This window comes from Nocardiopsis sp. iso_238, assembly GCF_056173325.1.
In genome coordinates this window covers 1,074,939-1,090,643 of the sequence record NZ_CM149668.1, presented here as the reverse complement: position 1 = coordinate 1,090,643, position 15,705 = coordinate 1,074,939, and the positions used below count along the sequence as shown (strand labels likewise).

The following is a 15,705-nucleotide window of genomic DNA, read 5'->3' as shown; positions in this document are numbered from 1 at the left end:
CAGGCCCCCGCCGGGAAGGTCAGTTACCCCGCCCCCGTCTGAAAGGAAACCCATGGATCGTCTCTGGGACGTCGACCCCTCAGCACGCTTCGCGAGGCGTCTCGGCAGGACCGCGGCGGAACTCGGCGCCAGCAGGGACAACGACGACTGCCCCGAGATCTGGGAACTCGACAACGGCGACGTGGCCGTGGTCGGTCGCGACGCCACCGAACTCCTCCGCGACCGGCTTCCCGCGGATCTCAGGGTCGGTGGCGACGAGCGCCTGGTGGTCATCCCCGGGAGCATGCTCCGATCCGCCAAGGACGACATCCCCGACGCCTGACCCGGGGGTGCGGGGCGCTCTCGGCGTCCCGCACCCCTCCGTGGCTGGTCAGGCCATGGGCAGCTGGGGGCGCAGGATGCTGGCGGCCACGCCGTCGCTGGCCTCCGCGACGCGGCGGCGCTCCTCCGGGACCGGCCCGTAGGTGGTGGTGCGCTGGCGGACCGGTCGGCCCGTGGGCTCGACCAGCGCCTTGATGTCGCTGATGGTCTTGTACGAACCCTGGCCGGAACCGGCCATGCGGCTGATGGTCTCCTCCATCAGGGTGCCGCCGACGTCGTTGACTCCCCCGCGCAGCAGCTGGCGGAAGGTGTCCTCGGCGAGCTTGACCCAGGAGCCCTGGATGTTGTCGATGCTCCCGTGCAGGAGGAGGCGGGCCAGGGCGTGCACCGCGCGGTTCTCCCGGGCGGTCGGCCCCGTGCGGGCCAGCCCGGCGAGGTAGATCGGCGCGTTGGTGTGCACGAACGGCAGCGGGACGAACTCCGTGAAGCCCGGCCTGCCGTTGCGCTCCATCGACCGCTCCTGGAGCGAGCGCAGCAGCTTGATGTGCGCCACCCAGTGGTGCGGGGAGTCCACGTGCCCGTACATCATCGTCGACGTGGTCGGGATGCCCAGGTCGTGGGCGCTCGTGATGACCTCGATCCACTCGCTGGCGGGGAGCTTGCCCTTGGTCAGCACCCACCGGACCTCGTCGTCGAGGATCTCGGCGGCGGTCCCCGGGATGGACCCCAGCCCGGATTCGCGGGCGCGGGTCAGCCAGTCGCGCACCGACAGGTTGGTACGCGCGGCGCCGTTGACCACCTCCATCGGGCTGAAGGCGTGGACGTGCATGTCGGGGACGCGTTCGCGGACGGCGGCGGCGATGTCGAAGTAGGCGGTGCCGGGCAGGTCCGGGTGGATGCCGCCCTGCATGCACACCTCGGTGGCCCCGGCCTTCCAGGCCTCCTCGGCGCGGTCGGCCACCTGGTCGAGGGAGAGCGTGTAGGCGTCGGCGTCGGTGCGTCGCTGGGCGAAGGCGCAGAAGCGGCAGCCCGTGTAGCAGACGTTCGTGAAGTTGATGTTCCTGGTCACGACGTAGGTGACGTCGTCCCCGACGGTGTCGCGGCGGACCCGGTCGGCCAGGTCGGTGAGCGCGTCCAGGGCGTCGCCGTCGGCGTGCAGCAGGGCCAGCGCCTCGGAGTCGCCGAGTCCGGCCGGGTCGCTCTCGGCGCTGCGGAGGGCGGCGGCGATCTCGGGGTCCAGGCGTCGGGGTGCGGCTCCCTCGCGGTCCACTCCGGAGGCGAGTTCGTCCCAGTCGCCGTAGACGGCGTCGAAGTCGCCGCGCCGGTCGCCGGTACGGCCCTCACCGTCGATCTCCGTGTGCAGGTCGGTGCGCCCCGAGGAGACCAGGACCGCCTCCGGCTCCTGCCAGGGACGGCCCACCAGGGGCGCGTCCGCACGGGCCAGGCCGGTCTCCGGGTCCACGAGCGCATGGACGTGCTCGCGCAGACGCGGGTCGACCCAGGGTTCCCCCGCCCGGATGTACTCGGGGTACACCGTGAGGCGTTCGCGCAGGTCGAAGCCCTGGGCGGCGGTACGGGCCGCGAGGTCGTCGATCTGCGGCCAGGGGCGTTCGGGGTTGACGTGGTCGGCGGTGAGCGGGGAGACCCCGCCCCAGTCGTCGATGCCCGCGCGGATCATCAGCTCGTACTCGTCCACGCCTCCCCGGTCCGCGCCGATGAGGTTGGGCGGGGCCTGCACGTGGGCCTTGGGGCCCATCACGAGGCGGGTGACGGCGATGGTGGCGGCCATCATGTCGCGTTCGGCGTCGGGGCGGTGCATCATCGCGGTGTCCGGCTTGGCCCGGAAGTTCTGCACGATGACCTCCTGCACGCCGCCGTAGCGGCGGGAGACCCCGCGCATCGCGAAGATCGACTCGGCGCGGTCCGCGACCGTCTCACCGATCCCGAGCAGGATGCCGGTGGTGAAGGGGACGCTGGAGCGTCCGGCGTCCTCCAGGGTGCGCAGCCGTACGACGGGGTCCTTGTCGGGGCTGCCGTAGTGGGGCTGGCCCTTCTCGGTGAACAGCCGCCGGGAGGTGGTCTCCAGCATCATCCCCATGGAGGGGGCGACGGGCTTGAGCCGCTGGAGGTCGGACCAGGTCATCACCCCGGGGTTGAGGTGCGGGAGCAGCCCGGTCTCCTCCAGGATCATGATCGCCATGGCGCGCACGTAGGAGAGGGTGTCGTCGTAGCCGCGCGAGTTGAGCCACTCGGCGGCCTGCTTCCAGCGGTCCTCGGGCCGGTCGCCCAGGGTGATGAGGACTTCCTTGCAGCCCAGGGCGGCGCCCTCGCGGGCGATCTCCAGGACCTCGTCCGGCGACATGAAGGGCGCGTCCAGACGCCCGGGGACGGTGGCGAAGGTGCAGTAGTGGCAGCGGTCGCGGCACAGGCGGGTCAGGGGGACGAAGACCTTGCGGCTGTAGGTGATGACGCCGGGGCGGCCCGCCGCCTCCAGGCCCGCGTCGCGGACCCGTCCCGCGTACTCCAGGAGTTGGTCGAGGTTCTCGTCGCGGGCGTGCAGCAGCACCTCCGCCTCGGTGACGTCGAGGGTCTTGCCGTCCCGGGCGCGGGCCAGGGCCCTGCGCATGGCGGACGCGGTCGGTGTGGGAATGGGGGCAGGGTCGTTCGCACCACTCATAAGCGATCACCCTACGCGTCCGGCCGTTCCCGTTCGCGGGCGCCACCCGGTCGGGCCTGTGGACAACCCGGGAGGGCGGGGGTCCGCGGCATAGGCTTGGGGGGTGCTGACTCGGCTTCGACGGAACTCCTGGGTGCGCCTGGCCCTGCTCGCGCTGGTGTGCGCGTGCGCGGGCGCCGCCCTGTACGCCAACTGGACGCAGGCGCGGACCGCCGTGTCCGAGCTCCCGCTGTGGGTGCTGCCCGCCGCGGTGCTGGCGGGGATGCTGGGGCTGGCGGCGCAGATGATGGCGTGGCGCTCGTTGCTGGCCGGTCTGGGCTCGCCGTTGCCGACGGCGGCGGCCGCCCGGGTGATGTTCGTGGGCCAGCTCGGCAAGTACCTGCCGGGGTCGGTGTGGGCGTTCGTGGCCCAGGTGGAGCTGGCCCGTGACTGGAGGGTGCCGAGATCGCGCGGGGCGGCGGCGACCCTGCTGGCGATCGCCGTGACGGTGGCCGTGAGCCTGGCCGTGGCGGCGGTGGCCCTGCCGCTGTCCTCCGCCGAGGCGGCCCGGCGCTGGTGGTGGGCGCTGGCCGCCGCACCGCTGCTGCTGGTCTGTCTGCACCCGAGGGTGCTGGGGTGGGGGGTCCGGCTGGCGGCGCGCCCGTTCGCGCGGTTCCGTGAGGTGGCGGAGGCGGGTCCGCTGGAGATCGGCGGGCGTTCGGTCGCGGCGTCGGTGGCCTGGACCCTGGTGGCGTGGGTGCCGTTGGGCGCGCACGTGTGGTTGCTGACCTGGGCCGTGGGTGGCGAGGCGCTGAGATCGGTGGGCCCGGCGGTGGGCGCCTACGCGCTCGCCTGGACGCTGGGGCTGCTGGTGGTGTTCGCACCCGCCGGGTTGGGTGTGCGCGAGGTGGTACTGGTGGTGGCGCTGGCCCCGGTGGTGGACGCGGGCGCGGCCCTGGTGGTGGCGGTACTGTCCCGGCTGGTGATGACGGTGGCGGACGTGGGTTGGGCGGGGTTGTCGCTCCTGTTGTCCGGACCGCCGGAGTCCGCTGCCGCCGATGCGGAAGGTGATGGGAGAGACGGGAGAGAGGGGAGACCCGTCCGGGGTTCGGGGTCGGTTCAGGAGCCGGGAGTTTCGGGCCCGGGTCCGAAGGCGCGCACGGGCTCCGAGCAGGACCCCGAGTAGGACCGCCCACCGGAAGGGGCGCCAGGGGCCCGTCCACCGGTGATCCACGGGCCGGGCGGACACCGGGGCCGTACGAAGCGAGATACGGGGGCCGTACCGGGCTTCACGTGGCTCAAGGGCCGGGCGGGAACCGGAGCCGGGCGGAGTCGGGGCTCCGGGGTCCGCGCGAGGCCAGGCCCGGACCAGCGTCCGCGAAGGAGTCGTCTCCGGCACGAGGAGGCCCGGGAGCCGAGGGACCGGGCACGGGGCCCGAAGGCGGACCGTGAGCCCGGTGCGCCCGGAGCGGGGTCCGCGAAGGCCGGGAACACCCGTGCAACAAAACAGGAAAGAAACCTTCCTTTGCGCGTGGGTGCGGCCTATGCTCATGCCGTATGAACTGGGCCCCCCGCTTCCCACGTGTCCTGTCCGCCCTCGCCGTGACCCTCACACTGGCACCGGCCACCCTCGGCGCGGCCGATCCGGCGGCCGATCCCACCCCCGAAGGCCCCTCCCACGCGTACGTGAAGCCCGCCGAGGTGGCGTGTGACCAGGGCGCCGGAACCCTCACCGTTGTGGGTCAGCTCTTCCCCGTGGTGAGCGACTCCCCCGACGGCCAACCCGAGTTCTCCCTGAGTCTGGCCGCCGAGCTCGCGTCCGAGGAGGAGACCGAGGACGAGACCGAGGGAGAGGAGGGGACGGCCGACCTCGAACTCGAACTGGTGCCGAACCCCGAGCCGCTGCCCGGGATCAGCGCCGAGGAGATGGGCGCGGCCGCCGAACGCGCCGGAACCCTCACCGCCACGCTCTCCGGCAGCGACGGCAGGCTGCTGACCGGTGACGATCCGCCCGCCCTGGCCTGGGAGGACTGGGAGCCGCCGCTGGGCTTCTACGAGGTGCGCGTGGCCACCGAGACCTTCGCCCTGCCCGGGTTCGGGGACTGCTCGGTGACCGCCGCGACCCCGGTGAGCAGCGTCCAGGTGGGTACCGAGGACGAACTGGAGGAGCAGCGGGCATCGGGCGTGGACGAGTCCTCCAGCCTGCGCGAGTACCTCCCGTGGGTCCTCCTGGGCGTGGGTGTGCTCGGCGCCGTCTGCATGCTGGTGCCCGCCGTGCTCCACCTGCGCCGCCGCCGGGCGTCCTGAGGTCAGGCGGACAGCAGCCGGTCGGTGTAGGACCTCCAGTACGGTTCGGCGTCCACCGGCCGGACTCCCGCCCTGAGCCGGGCGGGCGTGCCCGGCTCGTAGAAGGCGGCCAGCGCCCGGGCGAGGTCGGCGGTGTCCCCCGGTTCGCAGAGCAGCCCGTCCACACCGTCGCGCACGTGGTCCGCGAGGGTGCCCGCACGGGTGGCGATCACCGGCAGACCGTGTTCGTGCGCCAGCCACACGTTCTGGGTGGCGGTGGCGGACCGGTAGGGCAGCACCAGGGCGTCGGCACCGGCGAGCAGCCCGGGCAGCTCGTCGGCGGGCACGTACCCCTCGCGGAACCGGACCCGGTCGGCCACGCCGAGCTCCTTGGCCAGGTCGGCCAGGTCGGCGGACCCTCCCCAGAACTCACCGGCGACGGTCAGGGTGACGTCCTGTGGAGCCCCCTCGGCCAGCGCGCGCAGCAGTACGTCCACCCCCTTGTACGGGCGGACGATCCCGAAGAACAGCAGGCTCCGGTGCTCCTCCGCCCCTCCGGCGGGCGCCCCGCCGGTGTCGGGCAGGTGCGGCGGCATCTCCGCGACCACGGGGCGCGGTCGGCCGGGGCCGAGCAGCCCCTCGGCGAGGCGGCCCTGTTCGGCGGAGTGGGTGAGCACCCCGTCCACCCGGCGCAGCAACGCGCGGACCAGGGAGACGTCCACCGCCCGGCGCTCGTGCGGCAGCACGTTGTGGCACAGCGCCACCACCCGGGTCCCCCGCCTCCGGGACCTGATCCCGGCGAGGAGGCCGAGGTAGGCGGGCACCTGCACCGGTGAGAACAGGGTGAGCACCACCAGGGCGTTCTCGTCCGCGAGCCGGCGTCCCGTGCGCCACCAGCCGTCCGGCCGGTACCAGGCCAGCTCGTGGCGGGTGTCCGGGTAGGGCTCCCCCTCGGGGTCGGTGATGGTCTGCGTGCCCGGGTAGAGCGCCGCCGGGTACTGCGCCCGCCACGACTCGATGCCCGTCTCGTGGCCGAGGCCGCTCAGCCGGTGCGCGAGTTCGGTGGTGTGCCGGGCCCCGCCGCCCTTGTAGGGGTGCGCGGGTCCCACGAGGGTGGTCCTGCCGGTCACGGGTGCTCCCTGGAACGGACGATGAGGTCGGCCAGGAGCGCGATCGCCGCGATGATCAGCCCGGTCATCAGGATCATGACGGTGTTGTTGGGCATGTAGAGCGGGTTGCGGACCTGGTCGTAGACGAACTTGGCCGCCCCGATCCCCAGCAGCCACAGGGCGGGCGGCATGAGGACCTTGAGCGGGTTGAAGTACATGACCATGCGCAGCACCTGGAGGATGTACCGGTAGGCGTCGCGCACGAAGTGGAACTTGGACGTGCCCGCCCGCTTGGCGTACTCGATGGGCACGTACCTCAGCGGGTGCTGGTTGGACAGGAACGCCAGCGTGATGGTGGTGACGCAGGAGAACCCCGGGGGCAGCAGCCGCAGGTAGGGGCGGGCCACGTCCCGGCGGAACACCCGGAGCCCGGAGTTGAGGTCGGGGATGCGGGTGTTGGTGAGGCGTTCCGCGACCTTCCGGATCATCCACTTGGCGGGGACCCGCAGCGCCTTGTGCGATCCCATCTCCTGGGTGCGCGCGCCCACGACCTGGTCGATCTCCGGGTCGTTGTCGAGCATGGCGACGAACTCGGGGATGCGCTCGTTGGGGTAGCTCATGTCGGCGTCGGTCCACACCACGAACTCGCCGCGCGCCCGCTGGCTGCCGATCCGCCGCACGGTGCCCGCGCCGCCGTTGTGGCCGAAGGGGACCACCCGCATGTGCGGGAAGAGGCCCTCCACCTCGCGCAGCCGGGTCAGGGTCGCGTCGGTGGAGGCGTCGTCGACGGCGAGCAGTTCGTACCCGTACCCCGAGGAGTCCATCGCCGAACAGATCCGTTTGATCTCGTCGACGACGTGCTCCTCCTCGTTGTAGCAGGGGAGGACGATCGTGACCCGCACCGGCGGGGCGTCGTGCTCCGGGGCTCGGCCTTGGGCGTCTGCGTGGCTCATGGTCCTTCTCAGCGGGGTGGTCGGGGAGGAGTGGGTCTCACGCCGGATCGTTCGTGGCGGGCAGGACGGCGGTCCACACGCTGCCGTTGAAGGTCCAGTGTCCGGTCGGGGGTTCCATGAGGGTACTGGGGTCCATCCGGGCGACGACGTGGAAGTGCCGTTGGGGTTCCACGGCGGAGTCGGTGAGCGCGTCGAGCGGTTCCCAGTCGGGGGCGGCCAGCACCGCGTCCCGGCCCCGCTCGTGCACGGCGGCGACGACCCTGTCCACCGCCTCCGGGGAGGGGTCGTCCAGGGCGGCGGTGGGCACACCGCAGACGTTGCGCAGCAGCGGCATGTAGTTGCCCGCCATCCCGGAGTCGACCACGATGACCGAGGCGTCGGGTGGCAGGGACGCGCAGAGGTCCTCCGTCGCCGCCACGGTGCCCACGTCCTGCCGGTACCCCATGATCCCCGACGCCGAGGTGATCGCGCCGGGCCCGAGCATGGCGACCGCGGAGCCGGCTGCCACCACGACCGGGAGGGTGCGGACCATCGAGGTGGCGCGGGTGTGGCGGACGGAGTTCTCGCAGTAGCGGGTCAGCCAGGCCAGGAACCAGACCGCGAACAGCACGAACGCGGGGATCACCAGCACGATCAGGCGCCTGCTGGCCCAGGGGTGGTCGGGTGTGATGGCGGGGCGCAGGAGCGTGGTGGAGACCGTCCACACGAGCAGCATGGCGGGCAGCAGCCACTGGAGGTCGCGGCGCAGGGTGAGGCGGCGCAGGACCAGGGCCACGCCCAGGGAGGCGAACAGCACGGTGCTCAGGCCCACGTACCAGCCCACCCAGTACAGGCTCATGTCGTAGTAGGTGCGGCTGCCCTCGATCGGCAGTCCCTCGATCTCCTGGACGGAGGCCACCCACTGGTCGGTGAAGTCGCTGCCGTGCCCGTAGTCCGGCCAGAGCAGTGGGCGGACGGCGAAGCCGACCATGACGAGCAGCGCGAGGAGCGCCATCGCGTTGGGCAGCCAGCGGACCCGTTCGGTGTGCGGCAGCCCGAACCGCCACAGGGCGGCGGTGAGCGCGACGGTGGCTCCGATGACGGCGGCGCTGATGAGCAGGAGGGGGTTCAGGGAGTCGGACAGGTACTCCAGGTACGGCAGTGAGTAGCCGTACCCCGCGACCAGCCCGTAGCCCACGCCCACGCCGAGTCCGGTGAGCAGGGGAAGCGCCTGCCCGCGCCGGGCGACCAGCAGCAGGCCGACGAAGCCCACCACCGGTAGGAGGTCGCGGATCGCGTCGATGCGCACCAGCACGCCGAGGCCGAACACCAGCCCGGCCACCAGTGCCAGCGCCTGGGGTGCTCCCCAGCGGTCGGTGAGGGACCGCCGGCGGCTCAGGGCGTCGACGGCGAGGACCATGCCGCCCAGGAGCAGGATCTGCGCGAGGGGCTCGCTGTAGGTGAATCGGCTGACCCACTGCTGGGGCAGGCAGATCGCCAGGATCAGGGCGGCCAGCGGGGCCCAGCGCGCGCCGACCAGGCGGGCGGTGAGACCCGCGAAGGTGAGCACGCCCAGTGCGCCCAGTACCGGGGTGGTGACCAGCATGCCGTCCAGCCCGCCGAGCCAGTAGCCGACCGCCAGCACCAGTGGCGCCCCGGCCATGAACTGCGGCCAGATGACGTCGTCGCGCTGGTAGTGGGCGAGGCTCTGGTAGCTCAGGGCCGGGTCGTCGCCCGCGATGAGCTCGCGCTGCTGCGGGATGGGCAGGAAGCCGTTCTCCGCGATCCAGGCCGTGTACATGGCGTAGGAGGCCGGGTCCCGCCGGATCACCAGGGCCTCGGCGTGGTAGGCGATCTGGACGGCGGCGAAGCCCACGGTGACGAGCAGGACCGCGACCACCGGCCACCAGGGCACGTCCTCCTCGTCCGGCGGGTCCGGGAGCAGGCGCGGCACCAGGGCGCACGCCGCGACCACGGCGGGCAGTCCCAGGACGAGTCCGGCCAGCGGGGTGAACTGGCCGAGGACCAGCAAGGGGAAGGCGACGAGGAGCCAGGCCGAGAGGGCGATCGCGGGGAGCGCGGTCACACGGGCGAGGAGCCGTCCGGGAAGCAGGCGCATGAAGGCAACTCTGGCACTTCGCCCTTCGATACGCACACTCCGTCCTCAACCATGGCGCGACCGTGACAAAGGGGGTCGCGTCCGGAGGGGCGGGCTGACGGGCGGGAGGAATGATCCGACGCACGACCTAGCATGGGCGCCATGTCCGACTCTCCCGCGCGGCTCTGGCGCGCCCTCGTCTCCGCCGATCCGACCCGACCGTTCGTGACCTCCTACGACGACCTCGGGGACCGGATCGAACTGTCCCGGGCCACTCTCGACAACTGGGTGTCCAAGACCTCGAACATGCTCGTGGACGGCTTCGGCACCCAGCCGGGTGACCGGATCTCCCTCGCCCTGCCGCCGCACTGGCAGTCGCTGGCGTGGGTGCTGTCCTGCTGGTCGGTGGGGGCGGCCGCGGTGCTCTCCGAGGGCGGCGCGGCGCCCGAGGTCGCGGTGGCCGGGCCGGACCGCGTCGCGGCGGCCCTGGACAGCGGCGCGGAGGAGGTCGTGGGCACCTCCCTGGACCCGTTGGGCCTGCCGCTGCGCGAGGTCCCGCCGATGGTCACCGACTACACCGTGGAGGTGCGCGGGCACGGCGACCACTTCCCCGCCTACCCGGTGGACGCCGCCGAACCGGCCCTGGAGTCCGCGGGGCGCACGCTGACCGGCGCCGAGGTCGTGGCGGCCGGGCAGACCCTGGCCAAGGCCTGGGACCTGGGTGAACGCGACCGCCTCGCGGTGGTCACGGCCCTCGACGCGCCGCTCGACTCCTTCGGCGCGGACCTGGCCGTGGTCACCGCCGCCGTCGTCTCCGGGGCTCCCCTGGTACTCACCCCGCCGCCCGCCGAGGACGGACTCCAGCGGTTCCTGGACCGGATGGGCGCGGAGGGCGTGACCGTCCTGTACGGCACCGAACCCGCCGGGGACCTGCCCTTCCGCCGGGTGGCCCGGTAGGAACCGCGGCGGCCCCCGCCTACGTCCCGTGGGCGGGGCGCCAGCCGCCTCCGTTCCGGCGCGACTCCGAGGGTGACCGGTCGGCCCCCTCCGCCTCCCGGGCCCGTTCGGCGGCCCGGTCCCTCCGTGCGGCCTCCCGCTGCTCCTTCTGCGCCCTGCGCGCCGCGCGCTCCTCGCGGGCGGCCCGTTCGGCCTCGGCCCGGTAGAGGTCGGCGGCCTGTGCGGCGAAGTCCGGGTGCATGGTGTCCCCCTGCTGGTCCGTGTCGGCCGGGAGGCTCCTCCCGGCTGGTTCCAGACTCCGGCTAAGGCACCCGGCCGCACATCGGGAGACTTCACCAGATGACGGCGCCGTGCCCCGCCTCAGAAGGGCGCGGGACACGGCGCGGGGACGTCTGAGGTACCTCAGAGGACAGGCGGGGGGGTGGGGGCCGCAGGGCGGGCCGGGCTCAGGACTCCCGGTAGTAGGCGTCCGCGACGGTCCCGGCGCGCTTCGACTCGTCGTAGGTGTACACCTCGCGGCCGTCGACGAACACGCGCTGGGCGCGGCTCATGATGTCGAGCGGGTCGCCGGACCACACGACGACGTCGGCGTCCAGACCGGGCCTCAGGGACCCGACCCGGTCGTCCAGGCCCATGATCTCGGCGGGGTTGACGGTGAGCGCGCGGATCGCGGAGTCGCGGTCCATGCCCTCCTTCACGCACAGGATGGCCTGGTACACGAGGAACTCGATCGGGATGACCGGGGCGTCGGTGGTGAGGGCGACCTTCACGCCCGCGCGGTCCAGGATGCCCGGGTTGGCCAGGGTCCGGTTGCCCACCTCCACCTTGGAGCGGCTGGTCATCAGCGGTCCGGTGATGACGGGGATGCCGCGCTCGGCGATCTCGTCGGCCAGCAGGTGGCCCTCGGTGCAGTGGTTGATGATGAGGCGGTAGCCGAACTCGTCGGCCAGGCGCATCGCGGTGTGCATGTCGTCGGCGCGGTGCACGTGCTGGCACCAGGGCACTTCGCCGTCGAGCACCTGGACGAGGGTCTCCAGGGTGTTGTCGCGGTCGAAGGGCGTTCCCTCCTGGACGGCGTGGTCCCGCTTGGCCTTGTAGTCCTGGGCCTTGGTGAAGGCGTCGCGGATGACCGCGGCCACGCCCTGCCTGGTGGAGGGGAGGGTGTCCTTCTTGCCGTAGACGCGCTTGGGGTTCTCACCGAGGGCGCTCTTGACGCTGGCGGGCTCCTTGAGGAGGCGGTCCTCGACGCTGCGACCCCACATCTTGAGGGCGACGGTGCGGCCGCCGATGGGGTTGCCGGAGCCGGGCTTGATCACCGAGCTGGTGACGCCTCCGGACAGGGCGTCCGCGAAGCCCTGGTCGGCGGGGTTGATGGCGTCGATGGCGCGCATGCGGGCGCCGTTGGGGTCGGTCATCTCGTTGGTGTCGTCACCGGCCCAGCCGATGGTCTCCTCGTGGATACCCACGTGGCCGTGGGCCTCGACGAAGCCGGGGAGGACCCACTGTCCCGCGGCGTCAACGATCTCAGCGCCTTCGGGGACGGTGACGTCGGCGGCCGGTCCGACGGCGGCGATCTTCCCGTCGGAGATGAGGAGGGTGCCCCCGTCGATCGGGTCGCCGTCGACGGGCACCACGTATCCGGAAGTGATTGCGATATCCATGGCGGGCAACCTAGCCCATGGACGGTCACGTTCCCAAGGGTGTTCAGTGACCGATCACCCAACGACCGCTCATCCCTCGGGCCAGCGCGCGGTGAGGAGTTCGGACTCGGGGGCGAGGTCCACACTGGCCTCCTCGATGGAGTCGCGCACCATGCGGCAGTGGCCGACGTCCTCGGTGTCCCCGGTGAGCTCACCGCCCTGCGCGGCGAAGGCGTAGACCATGCTGGGGCGGTCCGCGAACTCCATGATCCGGAACGCGCCGCCGAGCCCCGGGTGGTGCGGGGTCTCCTCGGGGATCACGGCGAGGCTGAGGATGCCCGCCTTGACGAGGTCCCCGAGGAAGTCGCGCTGTCCGTTGAGGACGTCGGCTCCGCCCTGGGGCCGCTGGAGCACGGACTCGTTGAGGACCACGCGCAGGGCGGGGCCGTCCGGTCCGGTGGTGGCGGCGCGTTCGGCCATCTCGTCCTCCACCATGGCCTCGATCTCCTCGCGGTCCAGGTTGGGGTGGCGCGGTTCGAGGATGGCCCGCGAGTACTCGCGCGTGCGCAGGAAGACGGGGACCGCCATCGGCTGGTGCTCCCAGAGGCGGGCGGCGTGCGTGCCGAGCTCGCTCATGTCTCCGAACTCGCTCGGGAAGGCCTCGGCCTGAAGGGTGATCGCCCAGGCGTCGACCAGCTGGTGTTCGGTGCCGAGCGCGGTGTCGACCCGTTCGACCAGCGATCGGGCCGGGCGGCAGTGCGCGTCCTCGACCTCGCGGAGCTTGTCGTCGGTGACCCCGACGTTCCTGGCGAGCTCGGCGCGTGAGAGACCCCGGTCGGAGCGGGCACGCAGCACCCGCGCCCCGAAAGGGAGCCACATCGCCGACGGCAACACGGTGTTCACGCCCATAACCTCTCCCGTCCTAGGCCGGTCAGCAGACACCTGTGGAGGGCAGGTGGTGGCGTACCCTCTGTGCGACGCCCCAGCCCCTGTGGTCCGACCTTCTCCCGGTTCGGGGCGGCTGGTCAAGCGACCGGGCGGGTGCGGCCATCCGTGATAAGTCCGCACAAATCCGTTGATGTCGCCCCAGCGCTGTCGAGTGTTTCCCCCGATTGGAAGGTCCGTTGGTCTACTTCGCCCTCTTCCTCGCCCTCCTGTCGCTCGTCTTCTGGGTCTACGTGCTCTTCGACGTCATCGGCTCCGACTCCGCGAGGATCCGACTCCTGCCCAAGCCGGTGTGGGCGGTGATCGTCCTGTTCCTGCCCAAGGTCGGCGCCGCGCTCTGGTTCCTGCTGGGCCGCCCGCCGCGCGACCCCGCGCTCGCCCAGGGCCCCGCGGGTCCGCCGCCGCCCTTCCCCGAGTACGAGCACCCCGGACGCGCCCGTGCCGTCTCCCCCGAGGAGGACGAGGCGTTCCTGCGGCGCTGCCGTGAGCGCGCCGAGGAGCAGCGCCGCCGCGCCAGGGAGATCCAGGAACGCGAGTCCCGGGAGCGCCGGGAGCGCGAGCACGGTGGCCGCGAGGAGAGGGGGCGTGAGGCCGGAGGCGCGTCCGGCTCGGAGGACGCCACCCGCGACGGGGACGAGGACCCGATCGGTCCCTCGTCCTGATCCTCTCCCCCGAAGACCCCCGGAACACGCCGGATCCACGATCGGGCCAGCCCACGGGACCGGCGCCCACCCGTCCGCAGTAACCTGTGTGCCGCCCCGCCGCGAACCCGACCCCGGAAGTGAACCGATGAACCGCTTGACCCTGCCGGTAGCGATCCTCGCCTCCACCGCCCTCCTCGCCACGGCCGCGTGCCAGAGCGAACCGGAGTCGCCGGAATCCCCCGAGGCCACCGAGGCCACGGAGTCGGAGGTGGAGGTTCCCGACGTCGACGGCGCCACCCTGCACACCAGCGAGGGCGACATCGAGGTGGAGTTCTTCGCCTCGGACGCTCCGCGCGCCGTCACCAACTTCGTCGAGCTCGCTGAGGGGGACGGTCCGAAGAACGAGGAGACCGGCGCCGCCGAGTTCTACGACGACACGGTGTTCCACCGCGTGATCGACGGGTTCATGGTCCAGGGCGGCGACCCGACCGGGACCGGTCGCGGTGGCCCCGGCTACCAGTTCGAGGACGAGTTCGAGTCGGGTCGCGAGTTCGACGAGCCGGGTCTGCTGGCCATGGCCAACTCGGGCCCCGACACCAACGGCTCGCAGTTCTTCCTCACGGTGGCGCCCACACCGCACCTGACCGGCCTGCACACCATCTTCGGCAAGGTCGCCGACGAGGAGTCGATGGAGGTCCTGGAGGCGATCTCGGTCGTCGAGACCGACGGAGCCGACCGCCCCACCAGCGACATCGTGCTGGAGTCGGTCACCGTCAAGCACGCGGGAGACTGACCTCCGCACGGCAGACCCGACGGCGGCGGTGCCCTGAGGCACCGCCGCCGCCGTCGTCGGGTCACACGTCCGTGGTCGTCAGCGCCGCCGCTTGGCTCTGGCCGCGCGGGCGCGCTCCACCGCCGGACCGATCGCCTCGACCAGCCGGTCGACGTCCTCCTCGGTGGACGTCCGCCCCAGTGACAGCCGCAGACTGCTCAGGGCCGTGTCCGGGTCGGCGCCGGTGGCGAGCAGCACGTGGCTGGGCTGGGCCACCCCGGCCGAGCAGGCCGATCCGGTGGAGCAGGAGATGCCCCTGGCGTCGAGCAGCATCAGCAGGGCGTCGCCCTCGCAGCCGGGGAAGGACAGGTGGGCGATCCCCGGGAGCCGCAGCTCCGGATCGCCGTTGACCACCACGTCGGGCACGACGTCCCGGACCCGGGCCTCCAGTTCGTCGCGGAGCGCGGTCAGGTGCTTGGCGTGTTCCTCGCGCCCGCGGACGGCCGCGTCCACGGCGGTCGCGAGTCCGCGCGCGAGCGGGGCGGAGAGAGTCCCGGAACGGATGTCGCGCTCCTGGCCGCCTCCGTGCAGCACGGGGGTCGGGGCGAGTCCGCGGGCGACCACCAGGGCTCCGGTGCCCACCGGACCGCCCAGCTTGTGGCCGCTGAGGGTCAGCGCGCTCACGCCGCTCGCCGCGAAGTCCACCTCCCGGGCGCCCACGGCCTGTACCGCGTCCGTGTGGAAGGGGACACCGTACTCGGCGGCGACGGCGGCCAGCTCGCGCACCGGCTGCACGGTGCCGATCTCGTTGTTGGCCCACATCACGGAGACCACGGCCACGGAGGCGGGGTCGCGCCCGATCGCCGCGCGCAGGACCTCGGGGGCCACCCGGCCCAGGGCGTCCACGGGCAGTTCCTCGTACACGGCGCCCTGGTGGTCGGCCATCCAGCGCGCGGGGTCGAGCGCCGCGTGGTGTTCGACGGCGCTGACCAGGATGCGGGTGCGCCGCGGGTCCTCGGCGTTGCGGGACCAGTACAGGCCCTTGACCGCGATGTTGTTCGACTCGGTCCCGCCCGCGGTGAAGACCACCTCGTGCGGAGTGGAGCCGACCGCCTCGGCCACGCGTTCTCGGGACTCCTCGACGGTACGCCGAGCGGCCCGTCCGTGGCCGTGCAGGGACGATGGGTTACCGAGCGCGCCGAGCTGGGCCGCCACATCGGCGATCACCTCGGGGCGGACATCGGTCGTGGCTGCGTGATCCAGATACACCATGGCGCATTCCAGGATACGTACGACCACATCCGCCCCTACCCCCCTGCCCCTCCTCTTCGTCAACGGAGACCGC

The 15,705-nt window shown here is 72.5% G+C and carries 14 protein-coding genes; 6 read left to right on the top strand and 8 right to left on the bottom strand.

What is annotated here, in order from left to right:
- The first annotated feature begins 52 nt into the window (after positions 1 to 52).
- Positions 53 to 322 carry a hypothetical protein gene (locus AC0VYL_RS04920; protein ID WP_475459659.1) on the top strand — a complete coding sequence of 90 codons (270 nt, stop codon included), beginning with the start codon at positions 53 to 55 and terminating at the stop codon, positions 320 to 322.
- Between the two features lie 48 nt (positions 323 to 370).
- Here AC0VYL_RS04920 and AC0VYL_RS04915 read toward each other — a convergent pair whose 3' ends face one another.
- Complete coding sequence (locus tag AC0VYL_RS04915) at positions 371 to 2,998, bottom strand: bifunctional FO biosynthesis protein CofGH (protein ID WP_475482445.1); 2,628 nt, start codon at positions 2,996 to 2,998, stop codon at positions 371 to 373.
- 103 nt (positions 2,999 to 3,101) lie between these two features.
- On the opposite strand from AC0VYL_RS04915, the gene AC0VYL_RS04910 reads away from it, so the two are divergent.
- Positions 3,102 to 4,163, top strand: a complete 1,062-nt coding sequence (locus tag AC0VYL_RS04910; RefSeq protein ID WP_475482444.1) for a lysylphosphatidylglycerol synthase domain-containing protein — start codon at positions 3,102 to 3,104, stop codon at positions 4,161 to 4,163.
- A gap of 371 nt (positions 4,164 to 4,534) precedes the next feature.
- On the top strand, positions 4,535 to 5,284 hold the full coding sequence (locus AC0VYL_RS04905) for a hypothetical protein (protein WP_475482443.1): 750 nt from the start codon (positions 4,535 to 4,537) through the stop codon (positions 5,282 to 5,284).
- Between the two features lie 2 nt (positions 5,285 to 5,286).
- Here AC0VYL_RS04905 and AC0VYL_RS04900 read toward each other — a convergent pair whose 3' ends face one another.
- Genes AC0VYL_RS04900 through AC0VYL_RS04890 form a run of 3 tightly spaced genes read right to left on the bottom strand, consistent with a single transcriptional unit; the run spans position 5,287 to position 9,423 of the window.
- Positions 5,287 to 6,393 carry a glycosyltransferase family 4 protein gene (locus AC0VYL_RS04900; protein WP_475482442.1) on the bottom strand — a complete coding sequence of 369 codons (1,107 nt, stop codon included), beginning with the start codon at positions 6,391 to 6,393 and terminating at the stop codon, positions 5,287 to 5,289.
- Positions 6,390 to 7,325 carry a glycosyltransferase family 2 protein gene (locus AC0VYL_RS04895; protein ID WP_475459647.1) on the bottom strand — a complete coding sequence of 312 codons (936 nt, stop codon included), beginning with the start codon at positions 7,323 to 7,325 and terminating at the stop codon, positions 6,390 to 6,392. Before AC0VYL_RS04895 ends, AC0VYL_RS04900 begins: the two co-directional genes overlap by 4 nt.
- A 37-nt stretch (positions 7,326 to 7,362) precedes the next feature.
- Entirely contained in the window at positions 7,363 to 9,423 is a 2,061-nt protein-coding gene (locus AC0VYL_RS04890; RefSeq protein ID WP_475482441.1) for a hypothetical protein, read from the bottom strand.
- A gap of 132 nt (positions 9,424 to 9,555) precedes the next feature.
- Between AC0VYL_RS04890 and AC0VYL_RS04885 the strand changes: the two genes are divergently transcribed.
- A complete protein-coding gene (locus tag AC0VYL_RS04885; RefSeq protein WP_475482440.1) occupies positions 9,556 to 10,359 on the top strand; it encodes a TIGR03089 family protein in 804 nt (267 codons plus the stop codon).
- A 19-nt stretch (positions 10,360 to 10,378) separates the two neighbouring features.
- Here AC0VYL_RS04885 and AC0VYL_RS04880 read toward each other — a convergent pair whose 3' ends face one another.
- The 3 genes from AC0VYL_RS04880 to AC0VYL_RS04870 all read right to left on the bottom strand — a co-directional run bounded on the left by AC0VYL_RS04880 (position 10,379) and on the right by AC0VYL_RS04870 (position 12,908).
- The gene (locus AC0VYL_RS04880) at positions 10,379 to 10,600 is read right to left on the bottom strand and encodes a hypothetical protein (protein WP_475459640.1); all 222 of its coding nucleotides are present in this window, start codon (positions 10,598 to 10,600) and stop codon (positions 10,379 to 10,381) included.
- Between the two features lie 205 nt (positions 10,601 to 10,805).
- Positions 10,806 to 12,020 (bottom strand): amidohydrolase, encoded by a 1,215-nt coding sequence (locus AC0VYL_RS04875; RefSeq protein ID WP_475482439.1) that lies wholly within the window; start codon positions 12,018 to 12,020, stop codon positions 10,806 to 10,808.
- A gap of 69 nt (positions 12,021 to 12,089) precedes the next feature.
- Positions 12,090 to 12,908, bottom strand: coding sequence for a helix-turn-helix domain-containing protein (locus AC0VYL_RS04870; RefSeq protein WP_475459634.1), 819 nt, complete (start codon positions 12,906 to 12,908; stop codon positions 12,090 to 12,092).
- A gap of 215 nt (positions 12,909 to 13,123) precedes the next feature.
- Between AC0VYL_RS04870 and AC0VYL_RS04865 the strand changes: the two genes are divergently transcribed.
- The gene (locus AC0VYL_RS04865) at positions 13,124 to 13,606 is read left to right on the top strand and encodes a PLD nuclease N-terminal domain-containing protein (RefSeq protein ID WP_475482438.1); all 483 of its coding nucleotides are present in this window, start codon (positions 13,124 to 13,126) and stop codon (positions 13,604 to 13,606) included.
- A gap of 127 nt (positions 13,607 to 13,733) precedes the next feature.
- Positions 13,734 to 14,381 carry a peptidylprolyl isomerase gene (locus AC0VYL_RS04860; RefSeq protein ID WP_475482437.1) on the top strand — a complete coding sequence of 216 codons (648 nt, stop codon included), beginning with the start codon at positions 13,734 to 13,736 and terminating at the stop codon, positions 14,379 to 14,381.
- 78 nt (positions 14,382 to 14,459) lie between these two features.
- On the opposite strand, the gene AC0VYL_RS04855 is transcribed toward AC0VYL_RS04860, so the two are convergent.
- Positions 14,460 to 15,632, bottom strand: a complete 1,173-nt coding sequence (locus tag AC0VYL_RS04855; RefSeq protein ID WP_475459627.1) for a cysteine desulfurase family protein — start codon at positions 15,630 to 15,632, stop codon at positions 14,460 to 14,462.
- Positions 15,633 to 15,705: the final 73 nt, after the last annotated feature.